This window comes from Streptomyces macrolidinus (assembly GCF_023887685.1).
GTDB classification, from domain to species: Bacteria; Actinomycetota; Actinomycetes; order Streptomycetales; family Streptomycetaceae; genus Streptomyces; species Streptomyces macrolidinus.
Map to the genome: position 1 here is coordinate 257659 of NZ_JAMWMR010000006.1, position 18346 is coordinate 276004.

Here is an 18346-nt window from a genome sequence, read left to right on the forward strand (position 1 = left end):
GTCGCCGTCCGAGACGACAATGGACGCCACGGCGCCGGTTCCACCCCATCGACCCGAGGAAGGCGGCCCCTTGTGACCGTCCCCCACGTCCTCCTGTCCGGCATCGTCGGTTCGACCGCGTACGGGCTCGCCCATGAGGGCTCCGATGTGGACCGGCTCGGTATGTTCGCCGCGCCCACCGAGGCACTGCACGGCCTGCACCGGCCCAAGGAGTCCCACGTCAGCACGGCCCCGGACCGCACGCTGCACGAAGCCGCGAAGTGGTGCCGACTCGCGCTCGGCGGCAATCCGACCGCCATGGAACTCGTATGGCTCCCGGCCGAGTTGTGCGAGATACGCACACCGCTCGGCGACGAACTGATCGGTATCCGTACGTCGTTCCTGTGCGCCCAGCGCGTCCGCGACGCCTATCTCGGCTATGCCACCCGGCAGTTCAGACGTCTCGAAGCCCGCGGCGACGGCTCCTTCTCCGCGGACACCCGCAAACGCACCGCCAAGCACGCCCGTCACCTGAAGCGGCTGTGCCACCAGGGGCTGGAGCTGTACACCACCGGGAAGCTGACGATCCGCGTCGAGAACCCGCAGGAGTACCACGACTTCGGCGAGCGCGTCGCCGCGGACGCGGAGGTCGCACGGCCGCTGCTGCGCTCCTTCGAGAACGCCTTCGACGAGACGCGTGGGGTGCTGCCGCAACAGCCCGACGAAGCCGCCGCGGAGGCGTGGCTGCGGCGCGTCCGCGCGCACTTCTACGCGCCGCGATGAGCCCTGCGTGCCCTGCGCGCCTGCTCTGCCTGCCCTGCGTGCGCCGTGTGCGCCGGACTGATGTGCGCCGGTGCGCGCCGGTCGCACTGCGGCACGCCGGGCGAGCGGGCGGTGAACTGAGCACCGTGTGCGCCGATCCGCACATCAGTGCCTCCGAATCGGTGAACAGTTCGATGATTGAGCCGAACGGGTGGCTCGATAGAGGGCGATCGATGTCAAATCGGTTGAGAATGAGGCCGTATGAGCGCGGGTGTCGCAGGGTGTTTACACAGATGTTTCAGCCCCATCGAGCGGGGTCCCGCTCATTTGGTTACTCTTGTCTTTGACGGACAACTTCAAGGGGTCCTACCCACACCCACGGTCCGTCCTGGGACAAGCCGGTCACCACGGCCTGCTCTCGTAGGAGTTACCGGCGCCACCGCGTCCGAACCTGTTTCCACATCAGACCCGACGGACGCCGAGGCGCAGCGGCAGACCGGGCTACGTCCCGAGGGTTACCCGACACATAAGGAGTGCGCGGTGACACCGGAGAAGACGAATCGCGAGCAACGCCCCAAGGAACGTGCGGAGCGCGGGGGACGCCGGACGGAGAAGCAGCTCGGCAGCCTGGAGGTGTGGGCCAGGTCGGCCCCCATCCGGCTGGCCGGGTACGAGGACGACCTCGCGGAGCCCCATATCCTGCCGAGTATCGACTGACCTCGCGGGGCCGTGTCACCGGAGAGCCCAGCCTCTGGTGACACGGCTCCGTCGTCCGAGCCGCGGACCTTCCCAGCGGGGCGCTCGGCGGACTATAGTCCGAAACTAGCAGCGCTAATTAACCCTGAGGCAGGTCAGGAGTACTCCGTGCGTACGCGTACCGTCCACTTCGCCGCGGCCCGCCGCACCCCCATCGGCAAACTGCGCGGCGCTCTGTCCTGCGTACGCCCCGACGACCTCGCCGCCACCGTCATCCGCGGTCTGGTCGCCGACGCGCCCGCCCTCGATCCGGCCCGCATCGACGACGTCTACTGGGGCGCCGCCAACCAAGCCGGTGAGGACAACCGCAACGTCGCGCGCATGGCCGCCCTCCTCGCCGGTCTGCCGGAGTCCGTACCGGGCGCCACCGTCAACCGGCTGTGCGCCTCGGGCCTGGAGGCGGTGACCCTGGCCGCCCGTACGATCGCCGCGGGCGAGGCCGACATCGTGCTCGCCGGGGGCTCCGAGTCCATGAGCCGCGCCCCCTTCGTCCTGCCTCGCCCCGACGAGGCCCTGCCGCACCGCGTCGAGACCGCCGACACCCGCCTCGGCTGGCGGCTGGTCAACCCGGCGATGCGCGAGCTGCACGGCCTGCTGTCCATGGGGGAGACCGCCGAGGAGGTCGCCGGGCGGTACGGCGTCTCGCGTGAACGCCAGGACGACTTCGCGCTGCGCAGCCACCAGCGTGCCGCCGCCGCTCGCAAGGACGGCTGCTTCGACGCCGAACTCCTGCCGGTGAGCAGGCCGGACGGCATCGTGGTCGACGCCGACGAATGCGTCCGCGAGGACACGTCGGCCGAGAAGCTCGCCCGCCTCAAGCCGGTGTTCCGCGAGGGCGGCACCGTCACCGCGGGCAACGCCTCGCCCATGAACGACGGCGCGGCCGGGCTCCTGCTCGTGAGCGAGGAGGCGCTGAACGACCTGGGCCTCGAATCCCTCGGCCGGTACATCGCCGGGACCTCGGCCGGTGTCCACCCGGACGTGATGGGCATCGGCCCCGTCCCCGCCACCGAGAAGGCCCTGGCGCGCGCGGGCTGGACCATCGGCGATCTCCAGGAGGCCGAGTTCAACGAGGCGTTCGCCGCACAGGCCCTCGCCTGCGTCGACCGGCTCGGCATCGACCCGGAGCTGGTCAACCCGACCGGCGGCGCCATCGCCCTCGGCCATCCGCTCGGCTGCTCGGGCGCGCGCATCCTGACGACCCTGCTCCACCGCATGCGCCGTACGGGCGCGGCCCGTGGCCTTGCGACGATGTGCGTGGGCGTCGGGCAGGGCAGCGCGGTACTGGTCGAGCGGAACTGACGGAGAACTGACGGAGCGTCAACAGAATTGCAGGGCAAGGGTATTGCGCGGCTGGTGAGACGGCTGCCACGGCGACGGATGCGTGACCGTAGCATCGACCCTTGCCATGGACACGATGACACTCTGGACCATATCCCCGTGGGGCTTCGCCGCGCTGGCCGCCGCGGCGCTGCTCGTCGGCTTCTCCAAGACCGCCGTGAGCGGCGCCAACACGGTCAGCCTCGCGATCTTCGCCGCCGTCCTGCCCGCCCGCGCCTCGACCGGCGTCCTGCTGCCCGTGCTGATCGTCGGTGACGTCCTCGCGGTCCTCACCTACCGGCGGCACGCCCACTGGCCCACGCTGTGGCGCCTGTTCCCGGCCGTCGCTGTGGGTGTCGTCCTCGGCACCCTCTTCCTGGCCGGGGCCGACGACGCGGTCGTCCGCACCTCGATCGGCGCGATCCTGCTGCTGATGGCCTCCGTCACGCTGTGGCGCCGCCGACGCGCGGGCCAAGGCGAGGAACCCGGACCCGAAGCGGTGACCACGAGCGCCGGCCGGCTCAAGGCCCGCTCCTACGGCGTCCTCGGCGGCTTCACCACGATGGTCGCGAACGCGGGCGGCCCGGTGATGTCGATGTACCTCCTCTCCGCCGGGTTCCGCAAGCTGGGCTTCCTCGGCACCTCCGCGTTCTTCTTCCTCGTCGTCAACGTCTCCAAGGTGCCCTTCAGCGTGGGGCTGGGCCTGATCGACGGCCGGTCGCTGCTGCTGGATGCGGCGCTCGCGCTGTTCGTGGTGCCCGGGGCGTTCCTCGGCAAGTGGGCGGTGAAGTGGATCAACCAGCGCCTGTTCGAGGCGCTGGTGATCGTGGCGACAGTGGTCGGCGGCGTCCAACTGCTGCTGCGTTGAGGGTGGTTGCGGCACTACCGGAGCAGCGCGGGCAGATCCGCGAAGGAGTCGAGGACGTGGTCGGGCTCGCCGCTCGCGGCCCGGTGGACCTCCGGCAGATACTTGCCGGTCCTGACGAGCACCCCGGTGAGACCGACGCGCTGCGCCGCGAGGACATCGGACTCGATGTCGTCGCCGACCATCAACGCCTGGTCGGCACGGACTCCGAGATGGGCCAGCGCCGCCTCGAAGAACGCGGGCGACGGCTTGCCCGTGATCTCCGCCCGCGTGCCCGCGGCCTTCTCCAGCCCGAGCAGGAACGCACCCGTGTCGAGTCGCAGCCCGCGGTCGGTGCGCCAGTACAGATTGCGATGCATGGCCACCAGGCGGGCACCCTGGCGGAGTTGACCGAAGACGCGGTCGAGCGCGGCGTAGCCGAACTCGGGGCCCGCGCCGCCGACGATCACGACCTCCGGGACGGTGTCCCCCTCGACGAGCCGGACCCCGGCGAGATCCTCCCGGATGTCACCGCTGTTGAGCAGCGAGCACCGCGCGCCCGGACAGCGGTCGGCGAGGTACGCGGCGGTGACCGCGGGCGCGGTGAGGATGTCCTCGGCGGCTACCGGGAATCCGGCCGCCGAGAGCGTCGCGGCGATCGAATCGCGCGTACGGGACGTCGTGTTGGTGAGCAGGACGACGGGAAGCCCCCGGTCGCGGATCTCCCACAGCGCCTCGACCGCGCCCGGCAGTGGCTGCCACGAGACCGTGAGGACACCGTCGATGTCGATGAGCACGGCACGCACTGAGTCCATGCCGGGACCCTGACGAGCGCGGTGGGCCCACGGGCCGTGCCGCGCGCACCCAGGACACCCGTACGCTCGACGTCATGCCCTCGCACGTCCTGATCCTCGGCGGTACCACCGAGGCACGCGAACTCGCCGCCCGGCTCGCGTCCCGCGCCGGTGTGCGCGTTACCACGTCCCTGGCGGGGCGGGTCTCCCGGCCGGGGCCTGTCGACGGGGACGTACGCGTCGGGGGGTTCGGCGGGGCGGAGGGGCTGGCCGCCTGGCTGCGCGCGCACCGCGTGGACGCGATGGTCGACGCCACGCACCCGTTCGCCGCCCGCATCACGGCGAACGCGGCCCGTGCCGCCGCGCTCACCGGAGTGCCCGCCGTCGTCCTGCGCAGGCCCGGTTGGCACGCGGGCAGCGGGGACCGCTGGCACGAGGCGGCCTCGCTCGCCGAAGCCGCTGATCTGCTGCCGAGGCTCGGCCGCCGTGTCTTCCTCACCACCGGCCGCCTGGAGATCGCGGCCTTCGCTCACCTCGCGGACCTCCACTTCGTCGTACGGTCCGTGGAACCGCCCGAGCCCCCCGTGCCGCCGGACACGCGGACACTCGCGGCCCGCGGGCCCTTCACGGTCGAGGGAGAGACGGCTCTGCTGCGCGCGCACCGTATCGACGTGCTCGTGACGAAGGACAGCGGTGGCGCGGCGACGGCGGCCAAACTCACGGCCGCGCGGGAACTCGAACTGCCCGTGGTCGTCGTACGCCGCCCGCCGCTGCCCGAGGGTGTGACCACGGTGCCGGACGTGACCAGGGCACTGGCCCGGCTGGGGCTCGCCCCCGAATGACCGCTACTCGGCCGCTTCGCCCCCACCCCGCGGATGCCTGCGCAGCAGATAGGTGTCCATGATCCAGCCCTTGCGCTCCCGGGCCTCCGCCCGCAGCCGCCCGATGCGCTCGGCGGTCTCGGAGAGGGGCCCGGAGACGAGTATCTCGTCGGGAGTGCCGATGTAGGCGCCCCAGTAGATGTCGATGTCCTGGTCCGCGTACTGCCGGAAGGCCTGGTGGGCGTCGAGCATCACGACCACGTCGTCCACCCCGTCCGGGAAGCTCTCGGTGAGCCGGCGGCCCGTGGTGATCTGGACGGGCCGGGCCACCCGGTTGAGCCCCGTACGGTGCTTCGCGACGAGCGCCGAGACACTGCTGATGCCGGGCACGACGTCGTACGAGAACGTCACCGCGCCCCGGTCCAGTACCTCCTCCAGGATGCCGAGCGTGCTGTCGTACAGCGCGGGGTCGCCCCACACCAGGAACGCGCCGCTCTCGTCCTCGCCCAGCTCCTCGGCGATCAGCCGCTCGTAGAGCGCGGCGCGCGCCGAACGCCAGTCGCCGACGGCGGGGGAGTAGGCCGCCCCGCCCGCGGTCCGGTCGCGCTCCGGGTCACGCGCCTCGACCAGGCGGTACGCCCCCTCCGGCCGGTGCGCCTCGAGAAGGTCGTGGCGCAGCCGGGTGAGGTCCGACTTCACCTCGCCCTTGTCGAGCACGAAGAACACGTCCGTCCTCCGGAGCGCCTTGACCGCTTGCAGGGTGAGCTGATCGGGGTCGCCCGCCCCGATGCCGATGACATGGATCTTCCGCACGGCACCGAGTCTGCCGTACGCCACTGACACTCCACACCACGCCCCCTATGACGACTCCCCGCGCAGCCGGGGCGAGCAGGCCCGCGCGTCCACGGCGACCGAACCCCGCTCCACGACCGAGGCCAGTTCACGGGCCCAGCCGACCAGAGCGCCGGTGTCCATGCCGTACGGCATGCTCCGTCCCGTCTCGGCCACCCACCCCTCGACGGCCCCGGCTCCCCGGCGCAGCAGCCGGGCGCCGCCGGTCGCGTTGCCCCGGGCCGCATGCGTGAGACCGACCGCGAGCTGGGCGAGCCCCCGCCACAGCGCACACTCCTCGTCGGGCCCCGACTTCCAGGCGTCCTCGAAGACCTCGTGCGCGTGGAACGGCTTCCCGGCGGCGAGCAGCGCCTGAGCCTCGGCGACGGTGTCCTCCGGGGTGCGCACGACCCCCTCCGGCTGACGCGCCACTCCCTGGGCCCCGTAGGGCAACGGCCGCCCCAGCCCGTCCCTCGGCCGCGCGTTACGGGCCCGTCCTTCCCTGTCCCGGTCGCGCCCCCGCCCACCCACTGCGTCGCTCATACCCCGATTCTCTCGCGCCTCCGGCCCCCTGCGAGGCACTCCCCGCAGTGCGGTAAAGTTCTGTTCACGCGATCACGCGGGTCACCGCGAGAACGCACCGGGACGTGGCGCAGCTTGGTAGCGCACTTGACTGGGGGTCAAGGGGTCGCAGGTTCAAATCCTGTCGTCCCGACTCGGAAGAGTCGCAGGTCAGGGGCCGTATCGGAGGTATCCGACACGGCCCTTTGATCATGTTTGGGGACCAGGCGGATCTCCTCGACGATGGGTACCTTGCGGGGCCGCTTACCCTTGGTGCCCTTGGCGGTCAGCCCGCCGGGGGCGGGAGTGGTCTGTGGTCGGACGGTCCAGATCCACTGGCTGGTGTCGATGTCCTCCGACGCGGCGGCCGAGCCGCAGTCCATGCCGCCCGCTCACCGCGGGGAAGCCCAGTCCGGAACAGCCGCACAAGCAAACGTGGAACGGACTCGGGCGTGATCAGCCAGGCCTCTTCTCCATGGCCTGGCTGATGGTCCACCGGGAAGCGTGACGGCACCTGGTCCGTGAGCGTCTTCGGGGCCGCGGCGGCGACCCAGGTGAGTGGGAGCGCGCCATCGGCACCTGGGATCTCGCGTGTTGTGGAACGGGACAGCCCTCAGGCCGGTACCAGGTCCCGTTGCCATGCTGCGAACACCCCTCCCTGGCAGAACGGTTCTGACTCCCGGCTCACGGCAGATGCCCTGCTCGCCGCCCACCCCTGTAATCAACTCCGTTTGCTTCATTGACATTTCACTCAGAAGACGTACGTTGGGAGCGCTCCCATGGCAGCCTTGCAACTGGAAGGAGTTCCCCCCGCATGCGCAAACAGACTCCGTTGACCGGGCGTTCGCGGTCGTCCCTCCGCCGGCCTCTCCAGGCGCTCGTCATGATGTTCGCCGTGGTTGTCGGCGCACTGACCTGGTCGGCCCCCGCTCAGGCTCACGGCACCATCGTCAACCCCGCCTCCCGCGCGTACCACTGCTGGCAGACGTGGGGCAACGACCACACGAACCCGGCCATGCAGACCGAAGACCCCATGTGTTGGCAGGCCTTCCAGGCCAACCCCGACACCATGTGGAACTGGATGAGCGCGCTCCGCGACGGCCTCGGTGGCCAGTTCGAGGCGAAGACCCCCGACGGGACGCTCTGCAGCAACAACCTCTCGAGGAACGACAGCCTGAACAAGCCCGGGGAGTGGAAGACCACCACCGTCGGCAACAACTTCTCGGTCCAACTGCACGACCAGGCTTCCCACGGTGCCGACTACTTCAAGGTCTACGTGAGCAAGCAGGGCTTCAACCCCAAGACCCAGAGCCTGGGCTGGGGCAACCTCGACTTCATCACGCAGACCGGCAGCTACGCCCCGGCGCAGGACATCACGTTCCCCATCCAGACCTCCGGCTACTCCGGACACCACATCCTGTTCGTGATCTGGCAGGCCTCGCACCTCGACCAGGCCTACATGTGGTGCAGCGACCTGAACTTCGGCTGAGCCGGGGAGCGCCGTACACAACACCGGCATCTGCCAGGCGCCGGTAACCCGCCGCCCGACCGACCGAGCTCCGTCGGGGCAGGGGACCCATGCGGTCACCCTGCCCCCACGGGGCTACCTGCGTTCCTGGCCAGGGCCTTTCTTATGGATCAGCGGGCCGCGCAGGTGCTCTCGGACAGCTCTCGACGAGTAGGCTCCGGTCCGCCAGGACTGCAAGACAACCACCGCAACGACTACCGCCCACGCGAGTGGGACACCCGCGCCGGGACTGTCGAACTCGCTATAGAACACCACCACTTCGGCGGACGTGACCGGTCATCAGAGAATCGGCTGGTTCGCCGTCGCGGTAGTTGGGATGATGTCTGGTGATGACCGATCAGCCTCCTACCTCAGCCTCCGTTCCTCTCTTCGACCACCGTTCCGCCGCGCGTGACTCACTTCTTGGATTGGCCGTCGGTGATGCGTTCGGCGCGCAGTTCTTCGTTCCCGAGAACCGGTCCGCTCTGGACGAGCGCCGGCTGCCGCCCGGTCCGTGGCCGTGGACGGACGACACCGAGATGGCCTGTTCGGTGTTCGACGGGCTGCGGCTGCGGGGCAGGGTGGACCAGTGGGAGCTGGCGCATTCTTTCGCACGGCGGCATGACTTCGATCGCGGGTACGGTCCGGCGATGAACCGGCTCCTTCGGCAGATCCGCGAGGGCGGTTCGTGGCGGGATCTCGCGGCCGGGCTGTTCGACGGGCAAGGATCCTTCGGTAACGGCTCGGCGATGCGGGTGGCGCCGTTGGGGGCCTGGGTTGCCGTGGATTTGGAGGAGGTCGCTTGGCAGGCGGCGCGTTCGGCCGAGGTCACGCACACTCACCCGGAGGCTGTGGCGGGCGCGGTGGCCGTCGCGGTTGCGGCCGCCTGCGCCGTACGCAGTCGTGGCCGCCGCATAACGCCACAGGAGTTGTTGCAGCCGGCCGTGGAGCTGACTCCGGCGGGGAAGGTCCGCGACGGTGTGGCCGAGGCGCTTGACCTTGCCGGTCAGCCGCATGTGGAGCTGGCCGCCCACCGGCTGGGCAACGGGCGTCACGTCAGCGCGGTGGACACGGTGCCGTTCACGCTCTGGTGCGTGGCAAGACACCTCGACGACTTCGAGGCCGCGCTGTGGGCAACTGCCTCGGCGGGCGGGGACGTCGACACCACGTGCGCGATCGTGGGTGGAATCCTGGCATCTCGCTTGGGTGTTCCCGGCATCCCCAAGACCTGGTACGACACGGTGGAACCGCTGCCGGGGTGGCTGGAAGTGGATCGGCTCGGCGACGACGCGAGCCGGGCGGACTTTCCCCGGACGGTACCGATCAAGCGCCCCAAGCCGATCCGGGCTCCCGACCTGGTGTGGACACCCGGCGAGTGGCAGCGTATCTGCCACGGTGTCCAGGCCCAGGCCATGGAAGAGAAGGGGCCCTGAGGCGTTGACGGCATCAGTGGGCTTCCAGGGCGCTTGAAGTCCAGTGCCACTGGGTGTGCTGGAGGGAATCGAGTCGGGACACGATCGCTGTGCGTATCGTCGAGAACTCGGCTTCCTGCCAGTAGTCCGGGTGTGCCGTGGTCTGGTTGTTGTGCTTGCGGTAGATGCCACCTGGGGTATCGAGCATGCGGCCGGGTGCCACCGCGGCGCAGATGAGTACCAGGGCCAGAGCCTCAAGGGCCGGTAGCGCGGGCCACCCTCCTACCGCTCGGACGAGATCGGTTCGTGCCGCCAGGTGTGTGCCGACTATCGGGAAGCGGTCCGCTTCGTATGCCTCGCGCAGGGTCTCGTAGCCGAGCGCTCCGGCGAGGGGATCGTAGGGGCCCGGGACGAGGCGCCCGTCCGGGAGCAGGTCCAAGGCGCCGGAGACGCACCAGCCTGCGTGGGGATGCGTGGTCAGCTCCTCGATGTCGCGCTGCAGGGCGCCCTCGGTGAGCAGGTCATCGGCGTCGAGTGCGCGGACGACGGATCCTGTGGCCCTGGCCAGCCCGAGAGTGCGTGCGACGCCGGCTCCGCCGCGCCTCCCGACCGCGTACCGGACGCGCGGATCGTCGGGGAGGTGAGCAAGCGGGCGACGGCTGCGTCCGTCCTCCTGCACGATCCACTCCCAGGACCAGCCCTGCGGCAGCGTCTGCTCGGTGAGGGAGGCGTAGGCCTCGCTCAGGTACTGGTGCCCGCCGTCGTGGACGGGGGTGATGATGCTGATCACCGGCACTACGACCACCGAGATCCACTGGCGTCGGCGCGAGCCGCATGTTTGCCCATGCGTGCACCCTTCCAGATTCCGCCCTGGCGATCCACGCCTTCCCAGGAAGGAGGCCTGACTCGAGCCGCTCCGTGACGACTTGACGGTACGTCAGAGAGCGCGTAGTGCGTCGACGGCGATGCGGGCGGTCGTACCGATGACGGCGTCGGCGGCGGGCAGGGTGGCGGCGGGGTTGGCGGTTCGGGTGAAGACGGCGACGGCGTAGCGGCCCCCATCGGGGTATTCGACGACGCCGACCTCGTTGCGCACCGTCGGCAGAGTGCCGGTCTTGCCTGCGACATGGACGTCGTCGAAGGGGAACCCGGACGCCATGCGGTGCGGCCATACCTGGAGGCCGAGGAGGCGGCGGATGGAGGCGCCGTGCTCGGGCGTGCAGGCCTCGTCGCGCCATACGGCGCCCAGCAGTCGGGTCATGTCGCGGGGGGTGCTGCGGTTGGTGCGGGCCGGGTCGAGAGCCCTGAGCCGGCTGATGACATGTGGATCGGTCAGGGCCTGGGCACCGCCGGGTCCCACGTCCTCCCGGATGGTGGCGAAGAGCTCCGCGAAGGTGTGGACGGCATGGGTACGCGTCAGGCCGAGGCGGGCCGTGGTGTGGTTGACGGCGTCAAGGCCGACGCGCTCCAGCAGCAGGTCGGCGGAGGCGTTGTCGCTGACGGCCATCGCCAGGTAGGCGACATCGCGCAAGGACATGCGGACGGGGTCGAGCATGGCGGCAAGGCCCGTGGGCCCGGTGGTGCGGTCGGTCGGCCGGCACTCGATCTGTTCGCCGAGATCCAGACGCCCCGCCGCGGCCAGCTCGTGGAGGGTGACGAGCAGACAGAGCTTGTGGACGCTGGCGGTGCAGACCGACTGGTCGGCGCCGACGTCGAGCTGTGCGCCGGAGTCGATGTCGAGGGCGTGCAGTCGGCCGGTGACACGGTGACACCGGCTTCGGCGAAGGCCGCGTGAATGCTGCGAGGGGTGTCGGTCACAGCCAGTACTCCGATGCCGGACGAAGGTACAGCGGGCGCGAGGGTACATCGGAGGTCGCGTCGGCCGTCGTACGCAGTGCGTGCGTGGCCGCTTCCGTGAAGGCCTTGACGGCGGCGTCACCACGGCCCTTGGGCCAGGCGACGGAGTGCCGCCAGGCCAGTGGGGCACCGGCGAGCGGGCGCCACACGACACCCGAGTCGGGGCGCTGGCCGTGAACCTGCTCGGGCCGGGTGTCGCGTGGGCCGAAGGCGACCGCGTCGGCGGACAGGAGCAGACCGTGGACGAAGCTGGCGCCCTGGCCGTGCCGGACGGCGGCGGGGGTGAAGCCGTTGCGGGCGCACGCGGTCAGCAGGTCGTCGTACAGCGCCGGGGCGTCGGCGCGGGGAAAGAGGATCAGGTCGTGTCCGGCGAGAGCGGAGAGCGGCACCTCGTCGAGTTCCGCCGCCGCGACGGTGCGCGGCAGCAGCACGCCCAGCTCACGACGGAGCACCGGGCCCAGCTCCAGGCCGGAGACATCGCAGGGGTGGTGGACGATCCCGACGTCCAGATCGTGCGATGCCAGCCGGGCGAGCTGCTGGGCCGTGGTCAGCTCCAGCAGCACCAACTCCAGCCCGAGATGCCTGCGTTGGAATTCCGTCAGCAGCGCGGCGACGGTCTCGCCCGCGATGTCCGGCGACAGCGCGGCGCGCAGGAGGCCGGTCTCGCCGTCCCGGATACGGCGCGCGGTGGCCATGAACGCCTCTGAACCCGCGAGCAGTTCACGGGCCTGTGCCAGCAGCAGCGTCCCCGCCTCGGTGATGGTCACCCGGCGGCTGCTGCGCTCGAACAGCCGGACACCCAACTCCCGTTCCAGGGCTGGATGCGCTGCGACAGCGGTGGCTGGGCCATGCCCAGACGGGCCGCGGCACGGCCGAAGTGTGACTCTTCTGCAACAGCGACGAAGCACTCCAGGTGCGGCACAAGGTTCACAAGCAGCAATCATGTCGACTCTTGATGGATCCGAGATCAATATGAGTCTTGGACAGATCGGGCAAGGCGTTGCTCTCCTGAGGTCATGGCTGCGGTCGCCCCGAGCGTGCGGGGAGGCCTGTGAACTCCCCTTCCGGCGACAGGACTTCGCGATGCATGAATCCGGACACGTACCCGCTCCCTCCACCAACGGTCGTCGCAAGCCCCGCAAGATGCTCGGGGCTGTCGCCGCGGCGGTCGGGGTGACCGCGGTCGCCGTAGGAGCGACGAGTGCGGCCGGTCTCGGCCCCTTCGCCCGCGGCGCATCCCCCGATTCCGGTCCCGACCCGGCGGCCGTGGGCCAGGCGCGCGCCTTCCTCGACGACTGGGCCGCGGGCCGACTGCCGAGTGCGGCGGGTCGTACCACCAGACCCGAAACGGCGCAGGAGGTGCTGAGCAACTTCACCGCGGGCCTCGACATCGGCAAACCCGCTCTGACGGCCGCGACCCCGGCAACTGCCAACGGTGGCACCGTCGTTGTCCCCTTCACGGCGCGGATGCCCATCACCGACCTGGGCACATGGACGTACAAGTCGAAACTGTCGCTGAGCAAGCAGGACGGAGGTGGGTGGAAGGTGGACCGGACGCTGTCGCTCGTCCACCCGCACCTGAGTGAGACGGAGAAGTTCCATCTGGAGCGTGCGAAGACGGAGGTTCCCAAGGCCGCTGACCGGCATGGGGAATCCCTCTCGGGCGACGAGTACCCGTCCTTGAGTCCCGTCCTGGCCCAGCTCGGCTCCGGCGGTTCCGGTCCGCGCGGCACGATCCAGCTCGTCGACCGGGCCACCGGAGAGGTCGAGCGCACGGAGGCCACCTTCGGCGCGAAGTCCGACGTACCGACGGAGGGAACCGTCCGCACCACCCTCGACGCCATCTGGCAGTCCGCCGCGGAGGAGGCGCTCACCTCCCAAGCCGACGGAAAGAACGCCTCACTTGTCGCCCTCCGGATCGACAACGGCGAGATCCTGGCCGTCGCCAACTCCCCGTCATCCGGCTTCAACCGCGCCGTCTCCGGCACCTATGCGCCGGGCTCCACCTGGAAGGTCATCACGAGCAGCGCTCTGCTGCTCAAGAACGCCGTCGCACCCGACGACATCGTGGACTGCCCCAAATACCTCACCGTGGGCAAGGAGTTCCACAACGTGGAGACCTCCGAACACCGCAACGCCACCTTCCGGAAGGACTTCACCGAGTCGTGCAACACCGCGTTCATCAGCCTGCGCGGCAAGCTCGGCAACCGGGAGCTGGGCGACGTCGCCCGCACGTACTTCGGCGTCGGCCAGGAATGGCACGTCGGCATTTCCACGTACGACGGATCGGTACCGGAGCCGAAGGACGAGACCGAGAAGGCCGCCTCGATGATCGGGCAGGGCAGGATCCAGGCCAACCCGCTGATCATGGCGTCGGTCACCGCGACCGCGGTCTCCGGCACCTTCCACGAGCCCACGATCAGGGGAGGGACCGAGAAGACCACCACGACGACCCCGCTCCCGGCGAAGGTCGTCTCGCAACTGCGCGAGATGATGCGCGCCACCGTCACCGACGGCACGGCCAGAAGACTGTCCGACCTGCCCGGCGACCTCGGCGCGAAGACCGGCACCGCCGAGGTCTCCGACGACGAACCCAACAACGGCTGGCTCGTCGCCTACCGCGGCAACGTCGCCGTGGCCTGCGTCGTGGAGCAGGGAGTCACCGGCGGCGGCTCCGCAGGCCCCATCGTGCACAGCCTGCTGGCCGCTGTCCCCACCGACGCGTCGTGATGCAACGGCCACTCGGCTGGGATGCCACTCGGCAGGGATGCCGGTGAACGCGGAGGACGCCCGCGAGGCGGCCCGCTGTCCGGCGGAGGCCCGCGGGTGTCAGCGCTGCGGGACATACTCGTGCCGCGGCGCCACCCGGGTGCCACGGTTGACCTGTTGACCTGCTCCCCGGCGCGGTCACAGGACGTTCCTGACGACAGGGATCGAGGGCGTGCTTGCCGCGGGTCCGGCCCGCTTCGAGGTGCCGCAGCACCGTCGCCCCTTCGGTCAAGGGGTGACCCTGGGGGGCCGGGCGTGTACACGCCGTGGGCGATGAGGGACTCGATCTCGACGAGCAACGACTGGTAGAGGGACGGGGGCCGAGGCCGCCGGCGCGCCGATGTGCAGCACCTTGACCTGGCCTCCAGCACGGCCGGAACCCGGAACGGTGAGCGCGGGCGCCCGCCGTGCGGGCCCCGCGCTCTCTCACGTTCAGTGCCAGTACTTCATGTCAGTTCCCCCTTCCCGGCTGCCGTGGGCGCAGGGTGACCTCGAAGCGGTCGAGACCGCGAAGGGTCAGATTGCGCCGGTGTTCTGGTTCCGCGACCGCCCGTGCCTCGGGATAGTCCCTGGCCAGGGTCCCGAGGAGCGATCCGGCCAGCCGGATCGCCATGGACGCGCCCAGACAGGCATGGGCACCGCGCCCGAACCCCAGATGCGGATTCGGGGCGCGGTCCAGTCGCAGCTCGGTGGGGTGAGGGAAGCGCAGCGGGTCGTGGTTGGCCGCGCCGAGCAGCAGCGTGACCGGGTCACCGGCCCGGATGACGACGCCCGCCAGCTCGGTCTCCGTCACACAGACACGCGCGTCCGCCTGCACGGGCGCGTCGTACCGGATCAGCTCGTCGACGGCGGTGGACACGGACGCCTCGCGGAAGGCGGCCAGGGCACCGGGGGTCGTCAGCAGAGCCGCAGCGGCGTTGCCGAGCAGCCGGGAGGCGGATTCGTAGCCCGCGTGGAGAACGGCGCGCAAGCTGTTGCGCAGGACTGTGCGGTCCACGCCCGCGGCATCCGCGTTCCGGGCGACGTAGGCGATGAGCCCTTCCTCGGGCGGATCGGCGAGCCAGCCGCCCGCGTACTCGGCGAGTTCGGCCCGCGCGGCGACCGCCGGTTCGTGCTTCTCCGGCCACAGCCCGGCGTCCATCCCGTCGACGACGGTACGGGACATGGGCGCGAACCACGCCTGGTCCGGGGCCGGTACGCCGAGGAAGGCGGTGATGAACCGCAGCGCCAGCGGTTCGGCCAGTTCCCCGACGAAGTCGATGGACGGCCGCCCGGCCAGCTCGGCGAGCAGGTCTTCGATCTGCCCTTCCAGCCGGTCGTGCAGCGCCTTGCGGTCCTGGGCCCGGAATCCGTCGAGCAACAGATGGCGAATCGCGGTGTGTTCAGGCGGATCGAGTGTCTGGACGCTCAGCAAGGGGGAGGGAATGTCCTCGCCCGCACGACGCCAGTCGGAGGCGAATCGCGCGCTGTCGGTGAGTACGGCAAGGCAATCGGCGTGCCGAGTCAAAACCCAGGAGCCTAGCAGTTCATGCCAGAAGACGGGAGAGGTCGCGCGCAACTCCGCATAAGCGGAATAGGGGTTCCGTAAGACCGACGGACGGGCCAGATCCAAGATCGGATCGATGGCAGCCGCTTGATCCACGACAATCTCCCCCCGTGCAGAAGGCCTGGTTGAGGCCGTGTTTGCTTCCGGCAGAGCAAATGCGAAGTGGCGAAATCACCGGTGGGTGACGCGCGTTCGCCGTACATCTCGAAGTGATCGTCGGCGACGCTACCACGCCACTTGAGCGAATGGTATGACTACCTGGCTTAGAACTTTCGTATGACGTCGGGGAGTTGAGGATGTCCGAGCAAAGCCAGACAATCGTCCACGATGTGCCGGTGAATGTCGCTCAACAGGCGGACCCCTACCCGCTGTTCGAGCGCATTCGGGAACAAGGCGTGGTTCAGCGGGTACGGCTGAATCCCACTCTTGAAGTGTGGATGATCACCGGCTACGACGAGGCCGTGTCGGCGCTCACCGACCCGAGGCTCAGCAACAGCCCGGTCAAGGTCAACGGCCTCGCCGAGGAGATGGCCCACCAGGAGCGCACCAACGTCCTGATGGCCAGCATGCTGGTGGCCGACGGCGACGATCACACCCGCTTGCGCAACCTTGTCTCCAAGGCCTTCACCGCACGCCGCGTGGACCGACTGGCGCCGCGCATCCAGGAACACACCGACGCCTTCCTCGACGCGTTCGCCGCGCGGGGATCCGCCGACCTGGTCACCGAGTTCGCCCTGCCGCTGCCCATGGCCGTACTCAGCGAGCTCATCGGTATTCCGGCCGAGGGGCAACCGGATTTCGCCAGGCTCGCGGTCGGGCTGATCATGCCGCCCAACACCCCGGAGCGACTTGCCAAGGGCGCCCGCGCCCGTGCCGAACTCGTCGAGTTCTTCGAGCCGTTGATCGCCGCACGCAAGGCGGAGCCGCGCGACGACCTGCTCAGCGCGCTGTGCGCGGCCCAGGCCGAGGAACGGATCAGCGACCGCGAACTGCTCTCCATGGCCATCCTGCTCACCCTCGCCGGGCACGAGACGACCGCCAGCGTGATCGCGAACGGTGTCCACGCCCTGCTGCGCAACCCCGAGCAGTGCGCGGTCCTTCGGAACGACCCCACCCTGCTCCCCGGTGCGATCGAGGAACTGCTGCGCTACGAGGGCCCGGTCAGCCGCGGCGTCGCCCGCTTCACCGTCGAGGACTTCGAGATCGCCGGTGTCACCATCCCGGCGGGCGAGATGATCATCGTCGGACTCGCCGCGGCCAACCGTGACCCGGCCCGCTACGACCGGCCCGACATCCTCGACGTCGCCCGACGGGAAGTCCCCCAGCAACTCGCCTTCGGCCACGGCGCGCACTTCTGCCTGGGCGCCCCGCTGGCCAGGGCCGAGGCCCGGATCGCCATCGGCTCCCTGCTGCGCCGCTTCCCCGACCTGGAACTGGCGACTCCGGACGAATCCCTGGCCCGCCGCGAGGGCATTCTCCGCGGGATGGCCACGCTGCCGGTGACCTTCACGCCGCAGAAGTAGGCATTAGTAGGCATTGGTAGGGCAATGATAGGAATTCACGTCGCAGAAGCAGGCATTCACCCGCAGAAGCAGGGGCAGACGCTCACGGCTCCGCGCGCGCCGACCTGCTGCACCCTCCCGGCTGGGACGCGTCGTACGCAGCCGGAATCGGACATCCGGAGACAGACATCCGGAGACAGACCTACCGGAGAGGTAGAGGTAGTCCCCATGGCATCGGCCTCCAGTACAGCGGAGTTCGACGAGATAGCCCCCACCTATGACCAGTCTCGCGGCGGAACAGCCCGCGCCGCCGGGTTCGCCGACCAGTTGGCACCGCTGCTGGACCCGGCGCACCCGGTCCTCGACATCGGTGTCGGCACCGGCATCGTGGCCGCCGAGCTGACGGCCCGGGGCCATACGGTGTGCGGCGTCGACCTCTCTCCGGGCATGCTCGCCCTGGCCAGGAACCGGCTGGGGCGGCGCGTGGCCGTGGGCGACGCCTGTCGGCTGCCCGTGCGTACGGCGTCGGTGACGCAGGCGGTGTCCACGTGGCTGCTGCACACCGGCCCCGACCGCGGGGCCGTCTTCGGGGAGGTCGCCCGGGTGCTCCGTCCCGGCGGTCGGTACCTGGTGATCCCGGCCCGGGGCATGCGCCCCACGGACGACATCGGCCGCATCATGAACGAGTTGGAGGACCGTCTCGATCCCGCGGGGACCCGGCAGGACGGCCCGGAGGTACTCGCCCCGATCGCCGCGGCGCGGGGCCTGGTCTACGAGGGCCCGGCCGGCGAGCGGCCCGCGACGTTCACCGTGTCGCCGCAGGACATGGCGCGGTCGCTGTCCGGCGGACTGTTCACCGGCGCTTGGTCGCTCGGCGAGGACGAGGACGACCTGCGCGTCGTGGACGAGGCCCGCGAGCGACTGCTCGCCCTGCCCGACCCCACCGCGCCCCGGGTACGGACGATGACCGACTTCGTCATGGTCTTCACCCGGACCGAGAGCTGAGCAACGGTCGGCTTCTCCTGAGGGCGACGATGGGGCGGCCCTCAGGAGACCCCGGCCCTGGCCGCCCCCGGTGATGAGCC

At 70.1% G+C, this 18346-nt stretch carries 15 protein-coding genes, 1 tRNA gene and 2 pseudogenes; 11 read left to right on the top strand and 7 right to left on the bottom strand.

Features of this window, described 5'->3' with window-relative positions:
• Positions 1-72 precede the first annotated feature (72 nt).
• The 4 genes from NGF19_RS10280 to NGF19_RS10295 all read left to right on the top strand — a co-directional run bounded on the left by NGF19_RS10280 (position 73) and on the right by NGF19_RS10295 (position 3685).
• Positions 73-762, top strand: a complete 690-nt coding sequence (locus tag NGF19_RS10280; RefSeq protein WP_252424253.1) for a nucleotidyltransferase domain-containing protein — start codon at positions 73-75, stop codon at positions 760-762.
• A gap of 519 nt (positions 763-1281) precedes the next feature.
• Entirely contained in the window at positions 1282-1458 is a 177-nt protein-coding gene (locus NGF19_RS10285; RefSeq protein ID WP_252424254.1) for a hypothetical protein, read from the top strand.
• Positions 1459-1605: 147 nt separating this feature from the next.
• Positions 1606-2799, top strand: coding sequence for a thiolase family protein (locus NGF19_RS10290; protein ID WP_252424256.1), 1194 nt, complete (start codon positions 1606-1608; stop codon positions 2797-2799).
• Between the two features lie 106 nt (positions 2800-2905).
• Complete coding sequence (locus tag NGF19_RS10295) at positions 2906-3685, top strand: sulfite exporter TauE/SafE family protein (RefSeq protein WP_252424258.1); 780 nt, start codon at positions 2906-2908, stop codon at positions 3683-3685.
• A 14-nt stretch (positions 3686-3699) separates the two neighbouring features.
• Here the strand turns inward: NGF19_RS10295 and NGF19_RS10300 are convergent, their stop codons facing one another.
• The gene (locus NGF19_RS10300; protein WP_252424260.1) at positions 3700-4476 is read right to left on the bottom strand and encodes an HAD-IIA family hydrolase; all 777 of its coding nucleotides are present in this window, start codon (positions 4474-4476) and stop codon (positions 3700-3702) included.
• A gap of 74 nt (positions 4477-4550) precedes the next feature.
• Between NGF19_RS10300 and NGF19_RS10305 the strand changes: the two genes are divergently transcribed.
• Positions 4551-5297: a cobalt-precorrin-6A reductase gene (locus NGF19_RS10305; protein ID WP_252424262.1), complete on the top strand. Its 747-nt coding sequence runs from the start codon at positions 4551-4553 to the stop codon at positions 5295-5297.
• A gap of 3 nt (positions 5298-5300) precedes the next feature.
• Here the strand turns inward: NGF19_RS10305 and cobF are convergent, their stop codons facing one another.
• Positions 5301-6089: a precorrin-6A synthase (deacetylating) gene (gene cobF, locus NGF19_RS10310; RefSeq protein WP_252424264.1), complete on the bottom strand. Its 789-nt coding sequence runs from the start codon at positions 6087-6089 to the stop codon at positions 5301-5303.
• Positions 6090-6134: 45 nt separating this feature from the next.
• Positions 6135-6650 (bottom strand): DUF309 domain-containing protein, encoded by a 516-nt coding sequence (locus NGF19_RS10315; RefSeq protein WP_252424266.1) that lies wholly within the window; start codon positions 6648-6650, stop codon positions 6135-6137.
• A gap of 98 nt (positions 6651-6748) precedes the next feature.
• On the opposite strand from NGF19_RS10315, the gene NGF19_RS10320 reads away from it, so the two are divergent.
• From NGF19_RS10320 to NGF19_RS10330, 3 genes are all read left to right on the top strand, one after another.
• Positions 6749-6822: transfer RNA gene (locus NGF19_RS10320), tRNA-Pro, on the top strand.
• Positions 6823-7482: 660 nt separating this feature from the next.
• Complete coding sequence (locus NGF19_RS10325) at positions 7483-8157, top strand: lytic polysaccharide monooxygenase auxiliary activity family 9 protein (protein ID WP_505016632.1); 675 nt, start codon at positions 7483-7485, stop codon at positions 8155-8157.
• A 368-nt stretch (positions 8158-8525) separates the two neighbouring features.
• Complete coding sequence (locus NGF19_RS10330) at positions 8526-9608, top strand: ADP-ribosylglycohydrolase family protein (protein ID WP_252424268.1); 1083 nt, start codon at positions 8526-8528, stop codon at positions 9606-9608.
• A gap of 13 nt (positions 9609-9621) precedes the next feature.
• On the opposite strand, the gene NGF19_RS10335 is transcribed toward NGF19_RS10330, so the two are convergent.
• From NGF19_RS10335 to NGF19_RS10345, 3 genes and pseudogenes are all read right to left on the bottom strand, one after another.
• Positions 9622-10377 carry a glycosyltransferase family 2 protein gene (locus NGF19_RS10335; RefSeq protein WP_252424270.1) on the bottom strand — a complete coding sequence of 252 codons (756 nt, stop codon included), beginning with the start codon at positions 10375-10377 and terminating at the stop codon, positions 9622-9624.
• Between the two features lie 147 nt (positions 10378-10524).
• A pseudogene (locus NGF19_RS10340) lies at positions 10525-11405 on the bottom strand (serine hydrolase).
• Positions 11402-12375: pseudogene (locus tag NGF19_RS10345) on the bottom strand (LysR family transcriptional regulator). Before NGF19_RS10345 ends, NGF19_RS10340 begins: the two co-directional pseudogenes overlap by 4 nt.
• Before the next feature lie 152 nt (positions 12376-12527).
• On the opposite strand from NGF19_RS10345, the gene NGF19_RS10350 reads away from it, so the two are divergent.
• Positions 12528-14174: a penicillin-binding transpeptidase domain-containing protein gene (locus tag NGF19_RS10350; RefSeq protein WP_252424272.1), complete on the top strand. Its 1647-nt coding sequence runs from the start codon at positions 12528-12530 to the stop codon at positions 14172-14174.
• A 490-nt stretch (positions 14175-14664) separates the two neighbouring features.
• Here the strand turns inward: NGF19_RS10350 and NGF19_RS10355 are convergent, their stop codons facing one another.
• Positions 14665-15720 (bottom strand): cytochrome P450, encoded by a 1056-nt coding sequence (locus NGF19_RS10355; protein ID WP_252424274.1) that lies wholly within the window; start codon positions 15718-15720, stop codon positions 14665-14667.
• 335 nt (positions 15721-16055) lie between these two features.
• On the opposite strand from NGF19_RS10355, the gene NGF19_RS10360 reads away from it, so the two are divergent.
• Complete coding sequence (locus tag NGF19_RS10360; protein ID WP_252424276.1) at positions 16056-17282, top strand: cytochrome P450 family protein; 1227 nt, start codon at positions 16056-16058, stop codon at positions 17280-17282.
• Positions 17283-17489: 207 nt separating this feature from the next.
• Positions 17490-18266, top strand: a complete 777-nt coding sequence (locus NGF19_RS10365) for a class I SAM-dependent methyltransferase (RefSeq protein WP_252424278.1) — start codon at positions 17490-17492, stop codon at positions 18264-18266.
• Positions 18267-18346: the final 80 nt, after the last annotated feature.

Bases quoted from the DNA above. Each gene is read 5' to 3' on its own strand.
- NGF19_RS10295 (WP_252424258.1), top strand. From the start codon at position 2,906: ATGGACACGATGACACTCTGGACCATATCCCCGTGGGGCTTCGCCGCG.
- NGF19_RS10300 (WP_252424260.1), bottom strand. From the start codon at position 4,476: ATGGACTCAGTGCGTGCCGTGCTCATCGACATCGACGGTGTCCTCACG.
- NGF19_RS10305 (WP_252424262.1), top strand. From the start codon at position 4,551: ATGCCCTCGCACGTCCTGATCCTCGGCGGTACCACCGAGGCACGCGAA.
- NGF19_RS10315 (WP_252424266.1), bottom strand. From the start codon at position 6,650: ATGAGCGACGCAGTGGGTGGGCGGGGGCGCGACCGGGACAGGGAAGGA.
- NGF19_RS10325 (WP_505016632.1), top strand. From the start codon at position 7,483: ATGCGCAAACAGACTCCGTTGACCGGGCGTTCGCGGTCGTCCCTCCGC.
- NGF19_RS10330 (WP_252424268.1), top strand. From the start codon at position 8,526: ATGACCGATCAGCCTCCTACCTCAGCCTCCGTTCCTCTCTTCGACCAC.
- NGF19_RS10350 (WP_252424272.1), top strand. From the start codon at position 12,528: ATGCATGAATCCGGACACGTACCCGCTCCCTCCACCAACGGTCGTCGC.
- NGF19_RS10360 (WP_252424276.1), top strand. From the start codon at position 16,056: ATGTCCGAGCAAAGCCAGACAATCGTCCACGATGTGCCGGTGAATGTC.
- NGF19_RS10365 (WP_252424278.1), top strand. From the start codon at position 17,490: ATGGCATCGGCCTCCAGTACAGCGGAGTTCGACGAGATAGCCCCCACC.